18 protein-coding genes, 1 tRNA gene and 1 pseudogene are annotated in these 19425 nt (G+C 62.9%); 7 read left to right on the top strand and 13 right to left on the bottom strand.

The genetic code is table 11. The annotated features are described in order from the left end of the window. Positions 1–615: 615 nt before the first annotated feature. Positions 616–1671 carry a hypothetical protein gene (locus ACKWRH_RS03475; protein ID WP_445219328.1) on the bottom strand — a complete coding sequence of 352 codons (1056 nt, stop codon included), beginning with the start codon at positions 1669–1671 and terminating at the stop codon, positions 616–618. A gap of 410 nt (positions 1672–2081) precedes the next feature. Here ACKWRH_RS03475 and ACKWRH_RS03470 point away from each other — a divergent pair, with 410 nt between their 5' ends. After that, entirely contained in the window at positions 2082–2729 is a 648-nt protein-coding gene (locus tag ACKWRH_RS03470; RefSeq protein ID WP_445222639.1) for a helix-turn-helix domain-containing protein, read from the top strand. Positions 2730–2795: 66 nt separating this feature from the next. Here the strand turns inward: ACKWRH_RS03470 and ACKWRH_RS03465 are convergent. Both ACKWRH_RS03465 and ACKWRH_RS03460 read right to left on the bottom strand, forming a co-directional pair. After that, positions 2796–2936 (bottom strand): annotated as a pseudogene (locus tag ACKWRH_RS03465) (hypothetical protein); the annotation flags it as partial. Between the two features lie 124 nt (positions 2937–3060). After that, complete coding sequence (locus ACKWRH_RS03460) at positions 3061–3372, bottom strand: hypothetical protein (protein WP_445219327.1); 312 nt, start codon at positions 3370–3372, stop codon at positions 3061–3063. Positions 3373–4325: 953 nt separating this feature from the next. Here ACKWRH_RS03460 and ACKWRH_RS03455 point away from each other — a divergent pair. Next, a complete protein-coding gene (locus ACKWRH_RS03455; protein ID WP_445219326.1) occupies positions 4326–4616 on the top strand; it encodes a 4-fold beta flower protein in 291 nt (96 codons plus the stop codon). 193 nt (positions 4617–4809) lie between these two features. On the opposite strand, the gene ACKWRH_RS03450 is transcribed toward ACKWRH_RS03455, so the two are convergent. Beyond that, positions 4810–4886, bottom strand: a tRNA-Arg gene (locus ACKWRH_RS03450). Between the two features lie 142 nt (positions 4887–5028). On the opposite strand from ACKWRH_RS03450, the gene ACKWRH_RS03445 reads away from it, so the two are divergent. The 3 genes from ACKWRH_RS03445 (at position 5029) to ACKWRH_RS03435 (ending at position 8616) form a co-directional block, all read left to right on the top strand. Continuing rightward, positions 5029–5382: a VOC family protein gene (locus ACKWRH_RS03445; protein WP_445219325.1), complete on the top strand. Its 354-nt coding sequence runs from the start codon at positions 5029–5031 to the stop codon at positions 5380–5382. Between the two features lie 124 nt (positions 5383–5506). Continuing rightward, positions 5507–5800, top strand: coding sequence for a GYD domain-containing protein (locus tag ACKWRH_RS03440; protein WP_445219324.1), 294 nt, complete (start codon positions 5507–5509; stop codon positions 5798–5800). 356 nt (positions 5801–6156) lie between these two features. Beyond that, positions 6157–8616, top strand: coding sequence for a hypothetical protein (locus ACKWRH_RS03435; RefSeq protein WP_445219323.1), 2460 nt, complete (start codon positions 6157–6159; stop codon positions 8614–8616). A gap of 64 nt (positions 8617–8680) precedes the next feature. On the opposite strand, the gene ACKWRH_RS03430 is transcribed toward ACKWRH_RS03435, so the two are convergent. The 7 genes from ACKWRH_RS03430 to ACKWRH_RS03400 form a co-directional block, all read right to left on the bottom strand. Beyond that, positions 8681–9598 carry a phosphatase PAP2 family protein gene (locus ACKWRH_RS03430; protein WP_445219322.1) on the bottom strand — a complete coding sequence of 306 codons (918 nt, stop codon included), beginning with the start codon at positions 9596–9598 and terminating at the stop codon, positions 8681–8683. Positions 9599–9677: 79 nt separating this feature from the next. After that, on the bottom strand, positions 9678–11357 hold the full coding sequence (locus ACKWRH_RS03425) for an adenylate/guanylate cyclase domain-containing protein (protein ID WP_445219321.1): 1680 nt from the start codon (positions 11355–11357) through the stop codon (positions 9678–9680). A 361-nt stretch (positions 11358–11718) separates the two neighbouring features. Continuing rightward, positions 11719–12675, bottom strand: a complete 957-nt coding sequence (locus ACKWRH_RS03420; protein ID WP_445219320.1) for a tripartite tricarboxylate transporter substrate-binding protein — start codon at positions 12673–12675, stop codon at positions 11719–11721. A gap of 46 nt (positions 12676–12721) precedes the next feature. Next, positions 12722–13093 carry a dimethylsulfonioproprionate lyase family protein gene (locus ACKWRH_RS03415; protein WP_445219319.1) on the bottom strand — a complete coding sequence of 124 codons (372 nt, stop codon included), beginning with the start codon at positions 13091–13093 and terminating at the stop codon, positions 12722–12724. 27 nt (positions 13094–13120) lie between these two features. Continuing rightward, positions 13121–13759, bottom strand: a complete 639-nt coding sequence (locus tag ACKWRH_RS03410) for an RraA family protein (protein ID WP_445219318.1) — start codon at positions 13757–13759, stop codon at positions 13121–13123. A 23-nt stretch (positions 13760–13782) separates the two neighbouring features. Continuing rightward, positions 13783–15300 carry an AMP-binding protein gene (locus ACKWRH_RS03405; protein WP_445219317.1) on the bottom strand — a complete coding sequence of 506 codons (1518 nt, stop codon included), beginning with the start codon at positions 15298–15300 and terminating at the stop codon, positions 13783–13785. 125 nt (positions 15301–15425) lie between these two features. Continuing rightward, the gene (locus ACKWRH_RS03400) at positions 15426–16454 is read right to left on the bottom strand and encodes an alpha/beta hydrolase (RefSeq protein ID WP_445219316.1); all 1029 of its coding nucleotides are present in this window, start codon (positions 16452–16454) and stop codon (positions 15426–15428) included. A gap of 208 nt (positions 16455–16662) precedes the next feature. On the opposite strand from ACKWRH_RS03400, the gene ACKWRH_RS03395 reads away from it, so the two are divergent. Beyond that, positions 16663–17301 (top strand): hypothetical protein, encoded by a 639-nt coding sequence (locus tag ACKWRH_RS03395; RefSeq protein WP_445219315.1) that lies wholly within the window; start codon positions 16663–16665, stop codon positions 17299–17301. A 122-nt stretch (positions 17302–17423) separates the two neighbouring features. On the opposite strand, the gene ACKWRH_RS03390 is transcribed toward ACKWRH_RS03395, so the two are convergent. Together ACKWRH_RS03390 and ACKWRH_RS03385 are read right to left on the bottom strand one after the other, a co-directional pair. Then, positions 17424–17621 carry a hypothetical protein gene (locus ACKWRH_RS03390; RefSeq protein ID WP_445219314.1) on the bottom strand — a complete coding sequence of 66 codons (198 nt, stop codon included), beginning with the start codon at positions 17619–17621 and terminating at the stop codon, positions 17424–17426. A gap of 29 nt (positions 17622–17650) precedes the next feature. After that, positions 17651–18658, bottom strand: a complete 1008-nt coding sequence (locus tag ACKWRH_RS03385; RefSeq protein ID WP_445219313.1) for a 2-dehydropantoate 2-reductase — start codon at positions 18656–18658, stop codon at positions 17651–17653. Positions 18659–18825: 167 nt separating this feature from the next. Here ACKWRH_RS03385 and ACKWRH_RS03380 point away from each other — a divergent pair, with 167 nt between their 5' ends. Then, the gene (locus ACKWRH_RS03380) at positions 18826–19425 is read left to right on the top strand and encodes a YidB family protein (protein WP_445219312.1); all 600 of its coding nucleotides are present in this window, start codon (positions 18826–18828) and stop codon (positions 19423–19425) included.

The raw sequence follows: 19425 nt of genomic DNA, 5'->3' as shown, positions 1-19425 counted from the left end.
TCGTATCTTCGGCCTCTCACGCACGAGGCTTGCGGCTTTGCCGAAACTCGCTCGCGCCGCTACCCCGATCAGAGTCCAACAAGCGTCGGCTGGCATGCATGGCGAGTGTGCCGAGCCAGGCAAATCGATTCGCATGGTCTCAACACAAAAAATCTGCACGCTCAAACTTGAACTTTGTGCCTGGCGTTCGCAAATCGCTCTAGTTTGCAGCGCAAACAGTTGAGGGGGCCGTTAGCGAGCACCGACCGGACCAGCACCCAACCGGATGACCGGGGGATGTGATCACGACGCCGGTAGTTATTGCACAGATATTAGCGGTCGGTTTGACCGCATCCCTCCTCGTCGTCCTTGATTTTTGAGGACTTTAAGAATGTCGAAGCGGAAAGTATTTCACTCCGTGCCGAAGAATGACGGTCGGGCCGTAGTTCACAACGGCAAGATCGTCTCAAAACACCATACTCAGCGCGCTTCGGAAGAAGCGGCTATCCGTGCCGGTTCAAAAGCCGGAATTAGCGCGCGATCGCGCGACGTTGCGTGACGACGTAGTAGCTTAATGATGGGTTAGTGAGGGCGCCGACCGCCTTGTGAGACGGCCGGCCTCTCGTGCAGTCCGTATCAGGCGGCGAGTGGATCGCTCAGGAGAACGCCGCCCAGGGATGCCCAGCCGGACCACGGTCCGGAGTGCGGCTTCTCCTGCCAGATGTGCCAGAGCGCGTTGTCGGTGCCGCGCGCAAACACTTCTAGCCGGCCGTCGGAATTATCGAAAGCCACCGGATCACTGGTGATGGAGCCGCCCAGAGATGCCCAGCGTGACCACGGTGCGGCATGCGGCTTCTCCCGCCAGATGTGCCACAACACGTTGTCGATGCCACGGGCGAACACTTCCAGTCGGCCGTCGGAATTGTCGACCACGGCCGGATCACTGGTGATGGCGCCGCCCAGAGATGCCCAGCGTGACCACGGACCGGCATGTGGCTTCTCCTGCCAGATATGCCACAGCGCATTGTCGGTGCCACGGGCGAAAACTTCGAGACGGCCATCGCTGTTGTCGACCACGGCCGGATCACTGGTGATGGCGCCGCCCAGGGATGCCCAGCGTGACCACGGACCGGCATGCGGCTCCTGTTGCCAGATGTGCCACAGCGCATTGTCAGGGCCACGGGCGAACACTTCGAGACGGCCATCGGAATTGATGAACACCTCGGGGTCGCTGGTGATCTCGCCGCCAAGCGAGGCCCAGCCTGACCACGGACCGGCATGTGGCTTCTCTTGCCAGATATGCCACAGCGCATTGTCGGTGCCGCGCGCAAGCACTTCCAGCCGGCCGTCGCTGTTGGCGATCGCAGCGGGATCGCTGGTGATGGCGCCGCCGAGCGAGGCCCAGCCCGACCACGGTCCGGCATGTGGCCTGTCCTGCCAGATGTGCCAGAGTGAGTTATCGGTTCCGCGCGCAAAGACCTCCAGCCGACCTTCGGAATTATCGACACTGGACGGCGAGCTGGTGAGAACGCCGCCAAGCGAGGCCCAACTCGACCATGGCCCCGAGTGCGGTTTTTCCTGCCAGACGTGCCAGAGCGCCCTGTCGGTTCCGAGACCGAACACCTCCAATCGTCCATCGGAATTCTCTGTCACTGATACCGAGTGGGTAAGCGCCGCTGCTGCATTTGTCATAACAATCTCCAATTGCATTTATGCAATGAGGGGAACATCTCGCCTCAAGCAATCTAAAGTAGTATCATCCTTTCACACTGCGATGACGCCGACAATGATCTCGCGTGAAAGTGATCCGCGCGCCCAAGTTCCTTGCATTCTCATTCGCTTTTGTTGCAGTGAGCGAAACAACACTTTGGTGGCGCTCAGTCCACACGTCCTTCGATCATGCCAACCTCTGATAGCGGTGTACAAAAGTCGTGTTCGGAAATAATGGCGCCAACTAATGATCCGGCGGGCAAATCAACTCGATTGATCGGAAACGACGTCAGGCTTTTAGCCAAAATATGTGTCTCCCGTTCGGTGGACGCCGGGATGTTCAGCTCGCATGAAGAGAGACGCTTCGCGATCGGCACTAACGTTGAGAGCGGATGAACAACGCTCACCTGACGCTGCGTTGGCGCGGCGGTCTCTTCAGTGAAGTTAATGTCCCATTGCCGCACTCGCACCCATCGCCGATCAGCACCGCCGACGATACGATCGATCTGCTGCGGCGACTGGCTGCACATTATCCCGACACCAAGATCGCCGGCATCCTCAATCGCCAAGGCCGTACAACGGCCACAGGACTGTCGTTTACGGCAAATCGTGTGTCGAGCCTGCGGACGCACTGGGAGATCCCGTGCTTCGAGCCGAAACAGCAAGTGCAGGACGGCGAGTGCATGACGATCGAGAAAGCAGCACGCGCTCTCGGGATCGCACCCTCTACTTTGCATCGCTTCCTCAACGAGGGCTTCATTGCCGGAGAGCAGATCACACCTGGCGCGCCGTGGCGCATCCGTATCAATGACGAGTTGCGGTCGCGCTTTGTGGAGAGCACGCCCGAAGGTTACGTGAAGATGTTCAAGGCCATGAATCTACTGGGCGTCTCGCGGCAAACCACCTTGCAACGTGTAAAGCGCGGCGAGCTTAAGGCCGTTCACGTCTATCGCGGACGGGCAAAAGGCATACGAATTCAAGTACCTGCAGTTGCTCCGGACCTCTTCGACCCTCTCAAAAAAACTGAAGGTGTAGTATGACGCAACATCGAAGAACGACCGAATGTCGGCGTCCAGGATGTAGTTCACCTTCGTGCTGTTGATCCCGGCAACCAGGGCGTCCAGCGCATCATGCTGGCCGCGCCCGGGCCGGAAGCCATAGCTAAATCCGAGGAAGTCCTCCTCGAAGATCGCGTTCAGCACGGCAGCAGTTGCGCGTTGGACGATCTTGTCTTCCAGGGCAGCCACTGCGAGCGGGCGCTGGCGGCCATCCGCCTTCGGAATATACCGGCGGCGGCTTGGTTGCGCCCGGTACGCTCCCCGATGGACCCGTGCGTGCAGGTCTGCGATCTTGCGATCGAGATCGGCCTCGTCACGTCACCCCATCCACTCCAAGCGCCGCCTCCCGCTTAAGCGCGAAGAACGCCGTCCTGAGCATAGGCAGGCTGAGATGGTGGTAGAGCGCGGTGAACCGTTCCTTCTTCCTTTGCCTTGCGGCTTGACGTACGCGCTCCAGCGCCTGTGACACGCTTTCCCGGTCCTGCGCCCGGCGCGTGCTGAGCTGGTTCGCGTTCCCCTTGGCCCCCGCCCTTCGCTCCACCGACTCCGCCGCCGGTCGCCCGGCTTTGTTCGTCAGCTTCGTTGCTAGTATGGCGGGGTCTGACTTCTCGTGTCCGTGCATCACCGGCTACGGCTCCTCGCCTTCCCGGTGCGGGCCGGGGCGGCCGAACCGTCCCCCGGTCAGACTCGAGATCTCCCGGTTTCCGCGCAAGGAACGTCCATACATGCCAGGGTCTACGACCACGCCGGGACGTCCAGGTGCTCGCGTTATCGCACCCGTCCGTGTCGCCTTCCGCTCTGAGTACAGCGTCGGCTCCCGGAACAATCTTCTTTCGCGGCTCAATGGCTGGCCTGCATGCTCCCCTGCCGACGCTTCGCCAGCGCCCTCACGGACGCTGCCGCACGGCTCGGGGCCGATGTGGGACGCTACTCCTTCATCGTAATGGACTCTCACCATCTATTCCTTGCCGGCCTCCCGGCGCACACACAGTAAGACGAGGTCCACAGCTGGCAGGGGCCATATCCCTTCAGGCCGGCCTAAACTAGAAAGCTTCGGCGCGGAAGCGCAGGCAGGGTCAGTCTATATCGCTTCAGAAGCTGAATCTGATATTGCGTATCCATGTGCTGCTGAAATTCAACAAGCAGCGCGGCCTGCTCCTCAGTCAATGGCGTTAGCTGTTGCATGATTGCTGCTGATCTTCAGGCGTGCACCGCAGCCATACTGACGGCTTCCAGCTCGGCCGCGTGTAGCCAACCAGCCAACGATACAGCGGTTATGAGCTCGCCGAGCGTGTGCCCTACTCGTGCCAGCGCGCATTCGACCGTGGGATGGTGCAGCAATCACGCTTTCTCCGTCAATTACCTAAGAACCAAGCAGAGGATATCCGGGCTGGTCACCGCGCGCATGATGCCGGCGGACTTGGCCAAGCCGTCCTGCACAAAACCGAAGGAAAATCCGGGAAGAGCGCAGCTACGGCGCGGCGCTGACCCGCGCGACGTGAAGGGTTAAAGGCATGGCCAAAGACTTTTACGATCGCAGTGGCCGCGCAACCCCATTACACTGATGACGACGGGACCATGTATACGTGGTCTGGCCAGACTGTTGGCTTTGTGAACGGAGAGAGCGTCTACACGAATGGCGGACACTATGTTGCAAGGCTGCACAACGGTTGGATCCGCGGCTCAGGTGGAAATGCAATTGCATTCACGGATGGTGCATCGGGCGGCCCCCTTCCGCCGATGCGATCAATCCCGTCGATAAAGAGCGTCCCGAGCATTCCACCGCTTCGAGCGATTCCCTCAATTCCGCCCATACCGGCTATACCGACCCTTTCGTGGAGCGGGCTGACATTGCACGATCTGTTCTGAGACAAACAACCGGCGCAACGTGGCCCACGTGCGCCGGCCCTCTCAGCTTGGGTTTACACGACACGAGCCGCGACATAACCGGCACATGTCGCCTGCATCTGTGTGCCGTTGGATAAGCCGTCGGACGAAGTATTTGGCGTGCCAACGAAGTGCCACACGTCAGAGCGCGCTCTAGCTATGTAACTGAAAGAATTGGCGATCCCGGGAAGACTCGAACTTCCGACCTACGGTTTAGGAAACCGTCGCTCTATCCGGCTGAGCTACGGGACCGCGGAACCTGCGGGTGCGGGTTCGGCCCCCTCATAGCAGAGCAGGATACGGTTCGCCAGCCGCAAGGCGGGCCGGATCATCGTCAACCTGAACAAGGCGGCTATACAATCGCGTCCAGGTCCCTCTCGGCGGAGCAGCTCACATGATCGAAAGCATCAGCGCCATCACGCTCGGCACGCATGACATGGGGCGCGCCGTGTACTTCTACCGTTCGCTGGGGTTCGAGCTCCTGTATGGCGGCGAGGCCGCGGCATTCACAAGCTTTCGCGCCGGCACCGGCTATCTCAACCTGACGGCGCAGCCGGACGACAAGCGCTGGTCCTGGTGGGGCCGCGTCATCTTCTATGTCGCCGATGTCGACGAGACCTACGAGCAAGCGCGTGCTGGCGGGTGGCAGCCGTCGACCACGCCGCGCGATGCGGAATGGGGTGAGCGCTACTTCCATCTCACCGACCCAGACGGCCATGAGCTCAGTTTCGCGCGGCCGTTGTCCTGACCGAGTAAGTCACAGCCGCTGACATTCCCAACGCGCAAGTGGCGCCGTCTCAGCGGCTGTGGCAATCTCGGCGCGGTTGCCTCAAGCGAGAATTGTATCTGGGTTCTAACCAGGGAGGACGACCATGGTAACCTATGTCGTGCTAGCGAACTTCACTGATCAGGGAGTCCGCAACGTCAAGGACTCGCCGAAGCGGGCCGACGCCTTCAAGGAGATGGCCAAAACGTTCGGCGTGACCGTGAAAGAGATCGTCTGGACGCAGGGACGATATGACGTTGTGACCGTTCTCGAGGCTCCAGATGAGGCTGCCGCGATGTCGCTCAGCCTCAGTCTCAGCGCACTCGGCAATGTCCGCACCGAAACGCTGCGCGCGTTTTCGGCGGCAGATATGACAAATATCGTCGGCAAGATGCTCTGACGCTCAAGCCCGCGCGAGCGCACCGGACCTGGGATCGCAATCCCGGGGAGAGATTTCTTAGGCCCTGGCCGCGCGGGGAAACTGTCGCTCTATCCGGCTGAGCTGAGGGACCGCGGAAGCCGCGAGACAGGTTCGATCCCCCTCGTAACGGAGCGTGATGCGGATCGTCAGTCGGCGAGACGAGCCGTCCGGCACGCGGTCCGAGGAAGATCGCAAACGAAATCAACGGTGGCGACAGCGGTATCCGCCGCGCCTTGTCCGCAGCTCCGGCGGGAGAACGACGCTTGCCTCGCGCAATGGTCAAGGGCATGCTGGGGCTCCGTCGTGCCGGAGATCGAGACCCCTTGAGGTGAGCTATGAATCTTCCGCAAGAACCAGATCTTCTGATTGAGAAGGATGCGGACGGGATTATTCGTGAGTTGCGCCATCTGCAAACGCCGGCGGTGGCCGACCCCGACGTGTCAGCGAAGCGAGCAGCGTTCGAGTATCTGAGGCTAGCGTCCCGCACCGACCCGCCTTTGCTACCGCTGAGCGCCGCCGATTTGGACCACCTCGACCAAACGACCGACTCCGACGGACCGGGGCGATCCAACAAATCAAGATTTCGATGGTCACAGCCGCGCGAACTGAAGCGCAATGGCGGGATCGAGACGACGGTCGTCTGGTGTCAGCAAACAATTCCGATCAAGGTCAGCAGTAATGACTTCATCCCCGATGTTCGGGGTGGCAGCATACGTCTCGTCGCACACTACGGGCGGCAGACCGGCCGGTGGCAAATCACCAGCGCCCGATCAACGTTACTCATGCATGCCAATCTGTCGATCAAACCGGGCTTCGTGGAAAGGACGTTTCGCAGTTTCGATCCGGAGTGGGCCGACAGCCTTCCCGCGGAACTGATTTCGGCCTGGCTCGGCCCTGTTCTGGGCTTAGTGTCGCCGGACGTAATCGCAGATGGACAGCTCGTTGCGTATCATCGAAGCGCGTCCAGCACCGTGTACGAGGATGGCGGGCTTGGCTTGGCGGCTAGCGCCACGGTTTTCATGTCGATGGCGAGCGGCGACTCGATTGCGCACCGGATCCTCTTTGATCCTCTCGAAGCCAGGCTTATCCGCAAGGCCCCGATCGCGTCGGCGTGCGCTGGGTACGCCTTTCTCAGCGATCCCGACAGCAAGACAGGCGCGTTCGACATACGGCCTGACAGCGGCGGCACCATTCTCGACCAACAGCACGACCCCGTTGCACTGGCTGATCTCGATCACGCCGGTGGCGGACGGCGCAGGCTGTCCGGGCCGCGGGTGAAGGTGCGCAAGCCGGCTGCGCTCGGCCCGCAATACGATCCGCCTGAGCAGGTGCCGCCATTCGCCTTCTCGGCTCGAACCAACGAATTTGCTGCGGTCAGCGCCTACTGTCATTGCGATTCCATGATGCGACTGGTCGAGGGATTCGGCTTCGATCTGCACAATCACTTCCATGATGTTAAACAGCCTCTGACCGTCGACCATCGGGCCAAGCTCCTGGCGGGGTCCGGCGCACGTGACGGCCGCGGCATGAACGCCTATGTGACGCCGTTTCTGGGCGACACGGCACAGCGGCCCTGGAACGTCGCGATGCTGTTTGCCCTTGCAGATCTTTCGGACACCTGGAAGCACCCCCTGGGGCTCGTCGCCGACGTACGTTTCGTATGGCACGAATTCTGCCATGTCCTGATCCTTGCCGCGACCGGCTCGACCGAATTCGATTTCGCCCACAGCGCCGGCGACGCGCTCGGGGCGATCATGTGCGATCCCGCATCGAAGCTTTCGGCCCCCTGGCGCGGGGTGACGTTTCCCTTTGTCCAGCTACCGCTGCGGCGGCACGACCGTAAGGTCGAGCAAGGTTGGGGCTGGAGCGGTACGCTCTATGAGAAGCCCGCACCCACTTACGGCGTCCGTGATCCCGCTGGGTACAATTCCGAACAGATCCTGTCGAGCACGCTGTTCCGTCTTTATTGCGCGGCGGGCGGTGATGCGGTTCGCAGCAATCAGGCACGTGAGCCGGACCTCGAGCGCCGCCGCGCGGCCGCATACCACACTGCTTACCTCATCGTCCGCGCCATCGCTTCGCTCGGCGCCGTTGAGACTGAGCCGACAGGCGAAGCGAGTCAATTCGCGACCGCACTCATGGACGCAGACGTCGGCACGCCCGATCTTGACTATGAGGGATCGACACAGCGCGGCGGAATGCTGCACAAGGTTGTCCGCTGGACTTTCGAGCAACAAGGTCTGTATCAGACGTCTTCGCCCGGCCAGAACAGGCCGGGCAGCGCACCGCCGATCGATATCTACGTCGATGATGGACGCAAGGGACAATACCAATACAGCGACACTTGGTCGGCACTTCCCGCGGTTCTGTGGGTCCAGCACAGCGAGGGCGACAGCGCGCCACATGAGACCCCGCGCCCGGGCTATGTCAACTATGTCTACGTCATCCTCCGCAACCGCGGCACCCAACCGGCGGATGGCGCGACGGTCAGCGTGTTCGCGGCCACTGACGATGCGGCCGATGTCTGGAATACCGCATCGACCGGCTGGGAGCTGCTGGATGGCGACACGACGCAGCGCTACGTACCCAATGGGGCCTCGGTGAAATTCGGACCCTTCAGATGGACACCACAGGCGGGGAAGAGAAACGCTTTGCTCGTCCGCGCGACGGTCGCAGGCGACCGCAGCAACATAGATACGGGGTCCACCCTGCCGTGTGCTACCGGTCCCGTGGTCGTCGCGGACCTTGTCCGCGCCGACAACAATCTCGGTTATCGGGAGTGGACCCTCTCGTAGAGCTTGCGCCGATCTGGTCCGGCGTTGCCTCAAGATAGACCGTCATCACCTCCCGAAATGCCGCCTAAACCGGCGCGACGGCAGGGGCTATTGCTGCTGGCTGGCTCCACTCATGCTTGGCCTTTCCGAACAGGTCTTTGATCTTGGAGTCGGCAGGCAGAGCCATGATCTTTGCCTTGCACTTTTCGGCAATGAACTTTCCAGCCTCGGTATCGCTTCGATAGTGCACCCCCGCTCGCTCGCGGTTTAATGCGACTCTTTCGGCAAGCCATTCCAGCTCATACTTGTAGGAACGCGCTACCTCCTCCAGAAACAGGGACATGAGCCAGCTCTGCAAGGAATGACCGCTTGGAAATGAAGCATGCGCTGGTGGACCGAAGGCCGGCAGCAGGCCTGGGCAGGCGTAGGATGGTCGCGTTCGCTGGTACTTGTCCTTGTAAAAGGCCGCAACGATCTGGCCGATTCGGACCGCAAGATTCATGACCACCAGCGTATGGTGGTGCTCACGATTGTTGACGGCCATCAGGCTCACCCAGTATCCGGGTGCATTGTCATGCTGTGCAACGATTTCGCCCATGTAGCGCTCGCGATCGTGCTGCATGAGCAGCTGTAGCTGGATGATCTCGCAGGCCACAAAATCCTGATAGTCCGCCTTGCCCGGCTGCCAATCGAGCAGCTTGGGCCGCTCCCTGGCGATGTCCGCGTCGATCGTGTCCCAATCGGTGCCTCTTATGAACTCCGTGAGATAGAGCAGACAAAGGACGTCGGGATCCCACGGCCCGACCCTGTCCTTCCAGCATTCCTTGGGCAGCAATTGGTCCGGGAAACTCGGATCGGTGTTCGGGCCAAGTTCGTATTGCAGGGTCAAGGGTCGGAAGCCGAGCTCGGGTGGCGTGGCGCCGAAGGCCATCCCCATACCCATACCCATACCCATACCCATCCCCATGCCCATTCCCATTCCCATTCCCATTCCCATGCCCATGTCATCCTCCAGAGCTGTTCTGCGGGAACCTGTATCTTGTAGGAGGCCACCAAACACTGCGGCGCACTTTGTCGCGCCGTCAGCGAGGCAGCCCGGCTTCAATCAATCGTTCAGCAAGTAGAGCGCGTCGATCAGGCTGCTTAATCGGGTACCAACTGCAATATTTTTCAACCGAGAACGAAGGATCGACCCTCATATGCGCGGCGCCAACTTCGCGCGCCCGCTCGAGAGAGCCGGCGGCGACGAGGCTCGCGGCAAGAAGCCGCAAATTCGCGGCAAACTGCGGAGCCGCCGCCATGACCTTCGTGCCCCAGTGCACGGCATCGTCGAAGGTCTCGTTGGTGTAGTGCGCGTTGGTGAGCGCCGACTGATAGAAATAGGCGTACGGATCGAGCGGCGACAGCGATATGCCGTAAGACGCGCGCGCCACGGCACGTGGTCCGTCGCCGAGATAGCAGAAAGTCGATGCGCTCAGGGACCACGCAATAGCGGAATTGGGCGTTCCCCCAATGGCACGGTCGAAAGCATCGATGGCACGGTCATACGCGCCGAAAAGAAACGAATTGATATGCCCGAATATCGCGAGCGCCATCGGGTCCGACGGTTCGAACTCGAGCGCGCGCGACGCAAGTCGCAATGCCTCGCGGGAATCTGCCTTGAAGTCGGTGGAATGACCCTCGCCGATGTGCAGGATGTACCATTTTGCCATCAGCGCATAGGCTGCGGCATATTGCGGATCATGGTCGAGGGCGAGTTCGAACAAGCTTCGCGCCGCAAGCATGTCGTCATGACCGAGGCGATACAGGCGATACATGCCCTGCAGGACCAGGTCGTAAGCGTTCATGCTTTGTGGCGCCTTGCGCTCGGCGTGCTGCAGCTCGGAGATATGGATATGCGGCAGGAGCGCGTATGCGATGCTCGTTGCGATCTTCTCCTGCACGTCAAACAACTGGCTGATCGACGCCTCGTATTGGTTGGTCCACAGCATGGACCTCGTATCGACATCGATCAATTCCACCCGCAACCGCAGTACCTCGCCGTGACGCTTGAGCGTTCCCGTGACGAGATATCGCACGCCAAGGCGATGGCAAACGGCCGCAGGGTCGACGGTGGGATCGGTGAACCCAAGTGTGGACGTGCTGGATACGACGAACAATTCGCGAATACCCGCCAGCGAGGCGACGATATCGTGGACGATTCCCTGCGCGAGATAGGCATCCGCCGCCTGAAGGCCGAGCATCTGCAGCGGCAATACTGCCACGGACGGCTTGAGCGAATGAGCCACCGAGATTGTCGGAGCCCGCAGGTCTTGATGCGCTATCTTGAATGCCCGGATGCGCCGCTCGATATTCTTGAGCGTGAGGAATCCTAGGTCGGCGGCTTGGTAGCGCAGATGATCCTTCACCTGATCGTGAATGGCACCGGAAATCACGACCCCGCCCGGGCCGGCGAATTCCTGAAGCCGGGCTGCAATATTGACTCCGTCCCCGTAGATGTCGTCACGCTCGGCGATGATGTCGCCGACATTTGCCGACATCCTCAACTGCAGCGGGTTACTACCGGCAGGTGACGATTTGACCAGATGGATCTGCGTGCCGAGTGCGAACTCGATTGCGTCAACCGGATTCCTGAACTCCAGCAGTAAGCCGTCACCAGTACTCTTGATTACCTTGCCGGCACTTGAAGCGACGCGCGGCTCGATAACGTCCGATCGCAACGACATCCATCGTTGATGCGTGCCTTCCTCGTCGCTTCCCATCAGGCGGGAATATCCGACGACATCGATGAAAATCGTAGCTGCGATACGCCTTCTCGGCCCTTGATCCGAGCCGTTGTCCGCGGACGTGTTGTCGACTCTGATTATCATCACAGGCGCAACAACTCTGGGGCAACCACAACCATTGTGACGCCGAAAGATTGTAGCAGACAAGGACAGTCAGGCAAATGCAAGGCCTGCCAGGCAGAGTCCCTCGGTTGAGCCACCCCAATCGCCTGCCGCGTCACGGAGAGCGGACCGAAAAGCCACTCTCAACAAGACGAATGACAACACCCGTTTGCCCCACGGCCAGGGCGGGATCGGAAGCCCTCGCCTCGATCAATGCAGACATCAGCCTGCAGCCTCACGCCTTGATATTGTTGTCCTTCACCACCTTGCCCCAATAGGCGACCTGCTTGTCGAAGAAGGTCTTGAAGGCGGCGCCGTCCTGGAGCAGCAGCGTCATCTGCTGGGTCTCCTTGAGCTGGGCGGCGGTCGCGGGCTCGCTCAGGATCTCCCTGGACGCCGTCGCCATGGCCGCGACGACATCCGGCGGCGTACCTGCGGGCGCGAAGATGCCCCACCAGGCAAGCGTCTCGAAGTCCGGAAAGCCGGCCTCGATCGCGGTCGGCGTATCCGGCAACGCCGGCAGGCGCTCGCGGCCGAGTTGCAGGATCGGCCGCAGCATGTTGGTGCCGAGTTGGGCCGAGACCAGCGCCGCCGATCCCGCGATCAGATCGACATGGCCGCCGAGCACATCGTTCATCGCCGGGCCGCCGCCGCGATAGGGCACGTGCATGATCTCGACGCCGGCCCTGGTGCCGAGCACCGTCATGGCGAGATGGCCGAGCGTGCCGATGCCGACGGAGGCATATTTCACCGCGCCGGGCGTCGCCTTGCAGGCGGCGACCACGTCGGCAAAGCTCTTGTAGGGACGGCCGGCGCCGGCGGCGATCACGTAGGGCGCGGTGCCCACCAGCAGCACCGGCATCAGCTCGCGCTCGACATCGACCGGCGGCTTGTCGAGGATGGACGGGATCACCGCGTGGGAATCGAAGGTGACCAGGAACGTCGAGCCGTCCGGCGGGCTCTTGGCAACCTGCGCCGCGCCGAGCGCGCCGGCGGCGCCCGACTTGTTCTCGACCACGACGATGCGGTTGAGCTTTGTCTGCAGATTGGCCTGCAACAGCCGCGCCATCGCGTCGGTCGATCCGCCCGGCGGAAACGGCACGACCAGAGTAATCTTGCCAGCCTGCGCCACCGCTGGCGCGATTGCGAGAATAGCGGGCGCTGCCAGCAGCGTGCGTCGTGTGATCGTCATGGTCCCCTCCCTGTTTGTTCTTGCGCCTGGCTTTTGCTCTTGGCGCTTAGGTCGTGCCGAAGCCCGAGCCCGCTTTTCTGTATTCTGGCCGTGGTGGACTGAAAATGTCCAGCACGCGGGCCCCATCGGGGCCGGCGCGCATCGTGTGCGGCACATTGCCGGGCGTGCGCCAGAAATCGCCCTTCTTCACCGGAATTTCCTCGTCACCCTGGACGCGGATGGCGGAGCCGTCGAGCAGCACGCCCCATTGCTCCTCCGGATGATGATGCAGCGTGCCTTGCGCATGCGGGGCCAGCGTCACCACCGACAGCATCGCCTGCTCGCCGGAGAAGATGCGCGTGGTGACCCCCGCCGCGAGCTCGCGGAAGAGGCCATCGCTGGTGTCGTCGATGTTGTGAAATTCGTCCTTCTGGCTCACGCCATTCTCCCCTTCGTTTTTCTCTGATCAGGATTTGCCATAGGAGCCCTGGTAGCGGCCCTCGCGGATCGCCTTCATGGTCTCCTCCTCGCGCGCGACCTGGGCGCGGACGGCTTCCAGCAGCGCCGCGGCGCCGGCGACAGGGAACGACACCACGCCGTCTTCGTCACCCACGACGACGTCGCCGGGCGAGATCACGCTGCCGCCGATCGTCACGGGCACGTTGATTTCGCCGGGGCCGTTCTTGTAGGGGCCGCGGTGGATCACCGCGCGGGCATAGCAGGGAAAGTCGTCAGCGGCGAAGGCCGCGACATCGCGGATCGCGCCGTCGATGACATAGCCCTCGGCTTTGCGCCACTGCGCGATGTTCTTCATGATCTCGCCGACCAGCGCGCGCGTCTCGTCGCCACCGCCATCGACCACGATGACGTCGCCCGGGCCGACCAGTTCAAGTGCGCGGTGGATGGCGAGATTGTCGCCGGGACGGGTGCGCACGGTGAAGGCCGTCCCCACCAGCTTGCCGCCGCGATGATAGGGTTTCAGCCCGACCGCGCCCGGCAGCCGGGCGAGATTGTCTGAAATGACCGAAGTCGGCGCGCCGCGAAACCCCTCGATGATCTCGGCCGGCGGCTTCGGCACGCTGTTCGCTGCGATGGTGATCGTCATGTCTCAATCCTTCTGTATTTTTCTTATTCGGCGTGCGCCCGCGCCTTCGCCGGCCGAATCCGGAAGGCGCGCCCTTCCTTCATCCACGCCGCGCGCTCGTCGCGCAACAGGGTGCGGCGAACTTTTCCGGAATCATCGCGCGGCGGGGCGCAGACGATCTCGAAGCTCTCGGGGTGCTTGTAGCGGCTGAGCCGGTCTTTCAAGAAGTCCGCCATGCCGTCGGCGATGGCCTGGCCGCCCGCGTCCGGCTCAGGCTCGATGATGGCGTGCACGCGCTGGCCCAATTCCGGATCGGGCAATCCCACCACCACGCAGGAGCGCACCCCGGGGCATTCGGACACCGCGGCCTCGACCTCGGCCGGATAGATGTTGGCGCCACCGCGCAGCACCATGTCGGCGAGGCGGTCGCCGAGATAGAGATAGCCATCCGCGTCCAGCCGGCCGATGTCGCCGAGCGATTCCCAGCCGTCCGCGCGGCGCTTCGGCTCGGCGCCGAGATAGTGATAGGTAGCGTCCTTGCCGTCATTGTTGAGGAAATAGATCTCGCCGGTCTCGCCGGGCGCGACGTCGTTGCCGTCCTCGCCGACGATGCGCAAGCGCGCCATCTCGCCGATCTTGCCGACCGAACCCTTGTGGGTCAGCCATTCCGTGCCCGAGATGATGCAGGAGCCCTGCCGCTCGGTGCCGCCATAGAGCTCCCAGACCCGCTCAGGCCCGAGCCAGGCGATCCAGTTCTCCTTCAGCCAGGCCGGCATCGGAGCTGCCATGTGAAACACGGTCTGGAGGCTCGACATGTCGTAAGAGTTGCGCACGCTCTCCGGCAGCGCCCAGATCCGGTGCATCATGGTCGGCACGAAATTGGCCCATTGCACGCGCTCGCGCGCGATCTGCCGCAGCGTCTCCTCGGCGTCGAACTTGACGAGGCCGGTAAGCTGGCCGCCGGTGAACAGCGCGTAGTGCGACACGATGAACGGCGCATTGTGGTAGAGCGGACCGGGATTGAGCAACGAGACGCCGAACGGGATGTTGAGCGGCGGCGCGGCGACCGTGTCGGTCACCGCGGGCTGATGATCGAGGATCACTTTTGGCCGGCCGGTCGAACCGCCGCTGGTCATGGCTTTCCAGTAGCGGGCCACCGGCGGATCGAGCGGCTCGTCCGAAAAACCTTCCGGCACGAAATCCGCCGGCAGGCGGTTCGGCGCGTTCCAGTCAGCCTCGCCGCCGACCACCAGCGCGGGCTTCAGGATGTCGAGCACCGCTGCGGCTTCGCCGCGCGGCAGCCGCCACGACAGCGACGTCGGCGTCGCTCCGCACTTCCATACCGCAAACGAGGTCTCGAAGAATGCGTTGCCGTTAGGCAAACCGATTGCGACAAAGTCGCCGGGCTTGACGCCCTTGGCCATGAACGCCCGTGCGCGCCGATTGGCGCCGCGTTCGAGCTCGTCCCATGTCAGCGTATCCTGCCCGTGGCGGACGGCGATCGTGCCTTGCGGTTTGCGTTGAGCGTACCAGCGAGGCACGTCGGACAGGGGCAGCAGCATCAGGTGTTTCCACTTCGTCTTCTTGGCGTCGTCTCAGGATGAGGCGTCGCGAGACGAAGTGTAACAGCCGGAGCCAACGCTTCAAGGCATCTGCCTTCAAGGTGCCCGCCTTCAAGACGTCCGCATCAGCGCTCCGCCCCGCAGCCCGGAATATCGAACAGCGCCGTGAGGCCGCATTTCGAGGTCAGCATCTTGTCGCCGTCATGGCCGACGCCGGCGACGTCCCAGACCCGGTGATTGGGCGTGCCGCGGTCGCGCTTGGCCATCGCATCCGCATAGGCGTGGCCGCGGGCGTAGCGCGTGGGACCTTGCGCCTCGGCCATGCAGCTCTTGTCCAGCGCGGAGTGCTTCGGATTGGTGTCGAGCATGCCGAGCAGATAGATCACCTCGCGCTCGACATAGCGCTGCTCCAGCGCTACCGGCGTTGCGTTGGCAAGATAGGGCGGACGCCCGTCCATGCCGTATTTCCAATTGTTGTAGCCCGGGCAGGATGCGGCGATCGCCGGCACGGGCCGCGTGTTGCTGAAATAAGCGTACGAGGACGGATTGGCGACGACGTAGCGGACATCGATATGCTGGCGCGACAGCGCCGCCTCGCCTTTGCCGGCGATGGCATAGCGTTGCGCGACCTGGCCACCGCCGGAATGGCCCGCGACGACGACCTGCTTCAGGTTCGGGAAGATGCGCCGGTCCGAGAGTTTTACGAGGATCGCATCGAGCGCATCGAAGGACGACACCGGATTCGGCGCCAGCGCGGCGTCGCCGCCCTCCCATCCCTCCAGCGACCAGCGCAGCGTATCCGCGGGCAGCTTGTGCGCGTCGATATCGATCTCCGCCAGAAACTGCGGGACGATCATCAGCGCGCTCTTGCCGTCGTCACCCGCTGCAACCTGCGCAGTATGGGCCGACATGTAATATTCGTCGGCATTGCGCAGGCGTCCGTGCAGCACGATGATGGCGCGCGAGATCGCCGGCAGCGGCAGCGACCAGTCGCTGGAGAGATAGAGCGGCAGCATTCCCTGGCCGCCGACCGAGAGCCGCGCGTCGGCAATCGCCCTCACCGGCTTGCGGTTGGGCGCCTCTTCGTCCGCTGCGAACGCATGGCTGGAAATGAACGCCAATGTGATTGCGGCGAGACGGGCCAACGCTCTCATGACGGATATTCCCCTTCGAATTCAAACTAATAAAGTCTAAGCCGATCATGTGCCGCGCGGCTGTGACTCCCGCGCCACGTCAAGCAAAAAATGTCAGCATTCCAGCCATGAAATTCCCGAGTTCCATGGGTGACAAGCCGGCGATAAAGGGGCAAAAATCGGACCCGACTCAGTTCGGGTTGAGTTTTGCAAGGAATGCTCTCGTAGAATGTCGGACGTAGTTGCATCGCGTCGTGCGGCGCTTGTCGTTGCCGCAGCAGGATTTTTTCTGCTGACGCCGTTGTATGCCCACGCCCAATGGTGGAAGCGCGCGCCCGTCGATTTCGAGGAATGCGCCGACGCCGCCGAGAAGGCCGCGAACAAGACCGAGAAGACGGCTGCGCTTGCCGATTGCAACGCCAAGTTCGCCGGCCGCCGCAAGGCAGGCGGCGGCTATTCCTATTACGATTTCCTCCAGGACCGCACCTTCGACATCGCAGGTCCCAATCCGACGCCGGAGGAGCAGAAGAGGATCGACGAATCCTACACCGCCTACCTCGCCAATCAGCGCCGCAGCAATGAAGCGGCCCAAGCCGCCGCGCGCCAGCAACGCGAGCAGCAGGAACAGCAAGCGCGGCAGCAGCAGGTCGCACTGCGAACCGAGGTCGAGCGCGTGTCCGTCCCCGCTGAGCGGGTGCCCGTCCCGGTCGAGCGGCCGAAGGTGCAGCAATCCGTCAGCCCACGACCGAAGGGCGCACCCTGCACCAAGGGCTCGTTCTCCTGCGAATGGCCGCGGCTATCGGAAAGCTTGAGCGATCTGAAGAAGCTGTTCACCCCGGCGCCAAGCAAGCCGGCGAAGAAGGGGTGAGCCACGGCTTCAGCCGTCATTGCGAGCGTAGCGAAGCAATCCAGAGTCTTTCCGCGGAGGGATTCTGGATTGCTTCGCTGCGCTCGCAATGACGAGTTGGATGGATATTCGTACCCCCATCCTCAGTTCGGATGCTTCTTCTTGACGCGCTTGGGTGCGGGCACCGATTGACTCACCGGCGCCGTTAACGCCTTGCGGCTCTCCTGCAACCGCCTGTCATAGCCGGGCGAGTTCACGACCGTTGGCGGTCTTGCGTAGGCCAGCGTCGACGCGGCGCAGAGCACGGCCAGCGCGAGCCCAATCACCAGACAACGCCTCATCGTTGCTCCTCCCGCCGCCCGGCTCGCACTCAGGCCGCTCCGCGGATCTGCTGCGGCGTCAGTCGCGGCGGACCATTGCCTGCCGCCTCGGCCTGCTTGATCAGCGCAACAATGCGGCGCATCAGCGGCACGTCGACGTTGTTCTGCTCGGCGAGTGCGATGACTGCGCCCTGAAGATAGTCGATCTCGGTCTTGCGGCCCTGCTTCAGGTCCTGCCACATCGAGGAGCGCGCCTCGGGATCGATCTTCATCGTGCGCCCCAGGATCGCATTGAAGATCACATCGGGCAACCTCAGCAAGGTCGGCGTCCACCTCAGCGGGATCGGCGTCGCCGAGACCGGCGCGATGCCGGCGGCGTTCATCGCAGTCACGCCTTCGGCCATCTGGTCGGCGAACAGTTTTCGCCAGTCGCGGTTCGCCAGTTGCGCGGCGAGCGGCATGTCGGACAGCGCGCTGAGCGCATTGTTCAAATTGATGATCAGCTTGCCCCATTGCACGCCGGTGATGTCACGGCTTGCGCGCATGGCGAGGCCGGGCACCGACAGCGCGGCGGCCGTATTCGCCTCATCCTCGCCGACATGGATGTCGCCGGACGTCGAGCGGTGGAAGCGTCCCTCGCCCATCGCGATCACGTTGAACGGCACCATGCCGGCGAGCACGCGCCGGCCGCCGAGCCGCTCGCGCAGAACCGCGACATTGCCGACGCCGTTTTGCAGGGAGACGATGACGGCGTCCTGCGGCGCGTGCCGGGCAATCTGGTCCGCGACATCGGCGGTGTCGGCGCTCTTCACTGTGACCAGCACGATGCCGGCGTTGTGGAAGATCGCGGGATCCTCCGACAGCGCGAGCTGGCCCGCGCCGAGCTTGTTCTCGGAACCGTCGAAATCGGTCAGCCGCAGGCCGAACCGCTCGATCTCGGTTTTGACCCGCGGCCGCACCAGCAGCGCGACGCGGCGCCCTCCGGCCGCCAGCAGACCTCCGACGAAACAGCCGATGGCGCCCGCGCCGGCCACCACGATCGGTCGATCCGCAACCACCTGACCTTGCTCCCTTGAAAGACCCGCCCTCGATAGCAGAGGCAACGCCTGCTGCCCATTGGTTGCGGTGCATTCGCCTTGTAACCGTCATGAGAGCCTCATATGTTTTTGCCCCGGGGGCTGTCACCGGCGAGAACTCGCCGACGAGAACGCCAAAGGAGAGCACCATGGGTCTACTCGACGTCCTCAACGGCATGCAGAACGGCCCCCGCGGCCCGAGCACGCCCAGCTCTGAGCAATCCTCCGGCGGCATGTCGCCAATGACCATGGCGCTGCTCGGCCTGATCGCCTGGAAGGCCTTCAAGCATCTGACGGCAGGACAGCCCGACGCGGCGCCGGCGCCGCAGCGCTCGCCGCTGCCGCCTCCGACGCCTGTCAATACGGGCAGCAGCGCTGTTCCCGGCGGCCCCGGTGGTAGCGGCGGCCTCAGCGACCTGCTCAAGGGCGGCCTCGGCGGCCTGCTCGCGGGCGGCGCCGCCGGCACCGTGCTGAGCGGCGGTCTCGGCGATCTCCTCAACCAGCTTCAGCAGGGCGGCCACGGCGAGGCCGCGAATTCCTGGGTCGGCAAGGGCGAGAACAAGGCGATCGCGCCCGGCGATCTCGCCAGCGCCCTCGGCGCCGACCAGATCCAAAGCCTGTCCGCCCAGAGCGGCCTGTCGCGCGACGAGCTGCTCTCCGGCCTCAGCCAGTATCTGCCACAGGTGATTGATCACCTGACGCCGGATGGACGGCTGCCGACCGAGAACGAGCTCTCGGGCAGACTTTAA

The organism is Bradyrhizobium sp. Pa8 (assembly GCF_052588265.1).
The sequence above is the reverse complement of the archived record's forward strand: the minus strand, read 5'-3'. Positions and strand labels throughout refer to the sequence as shown.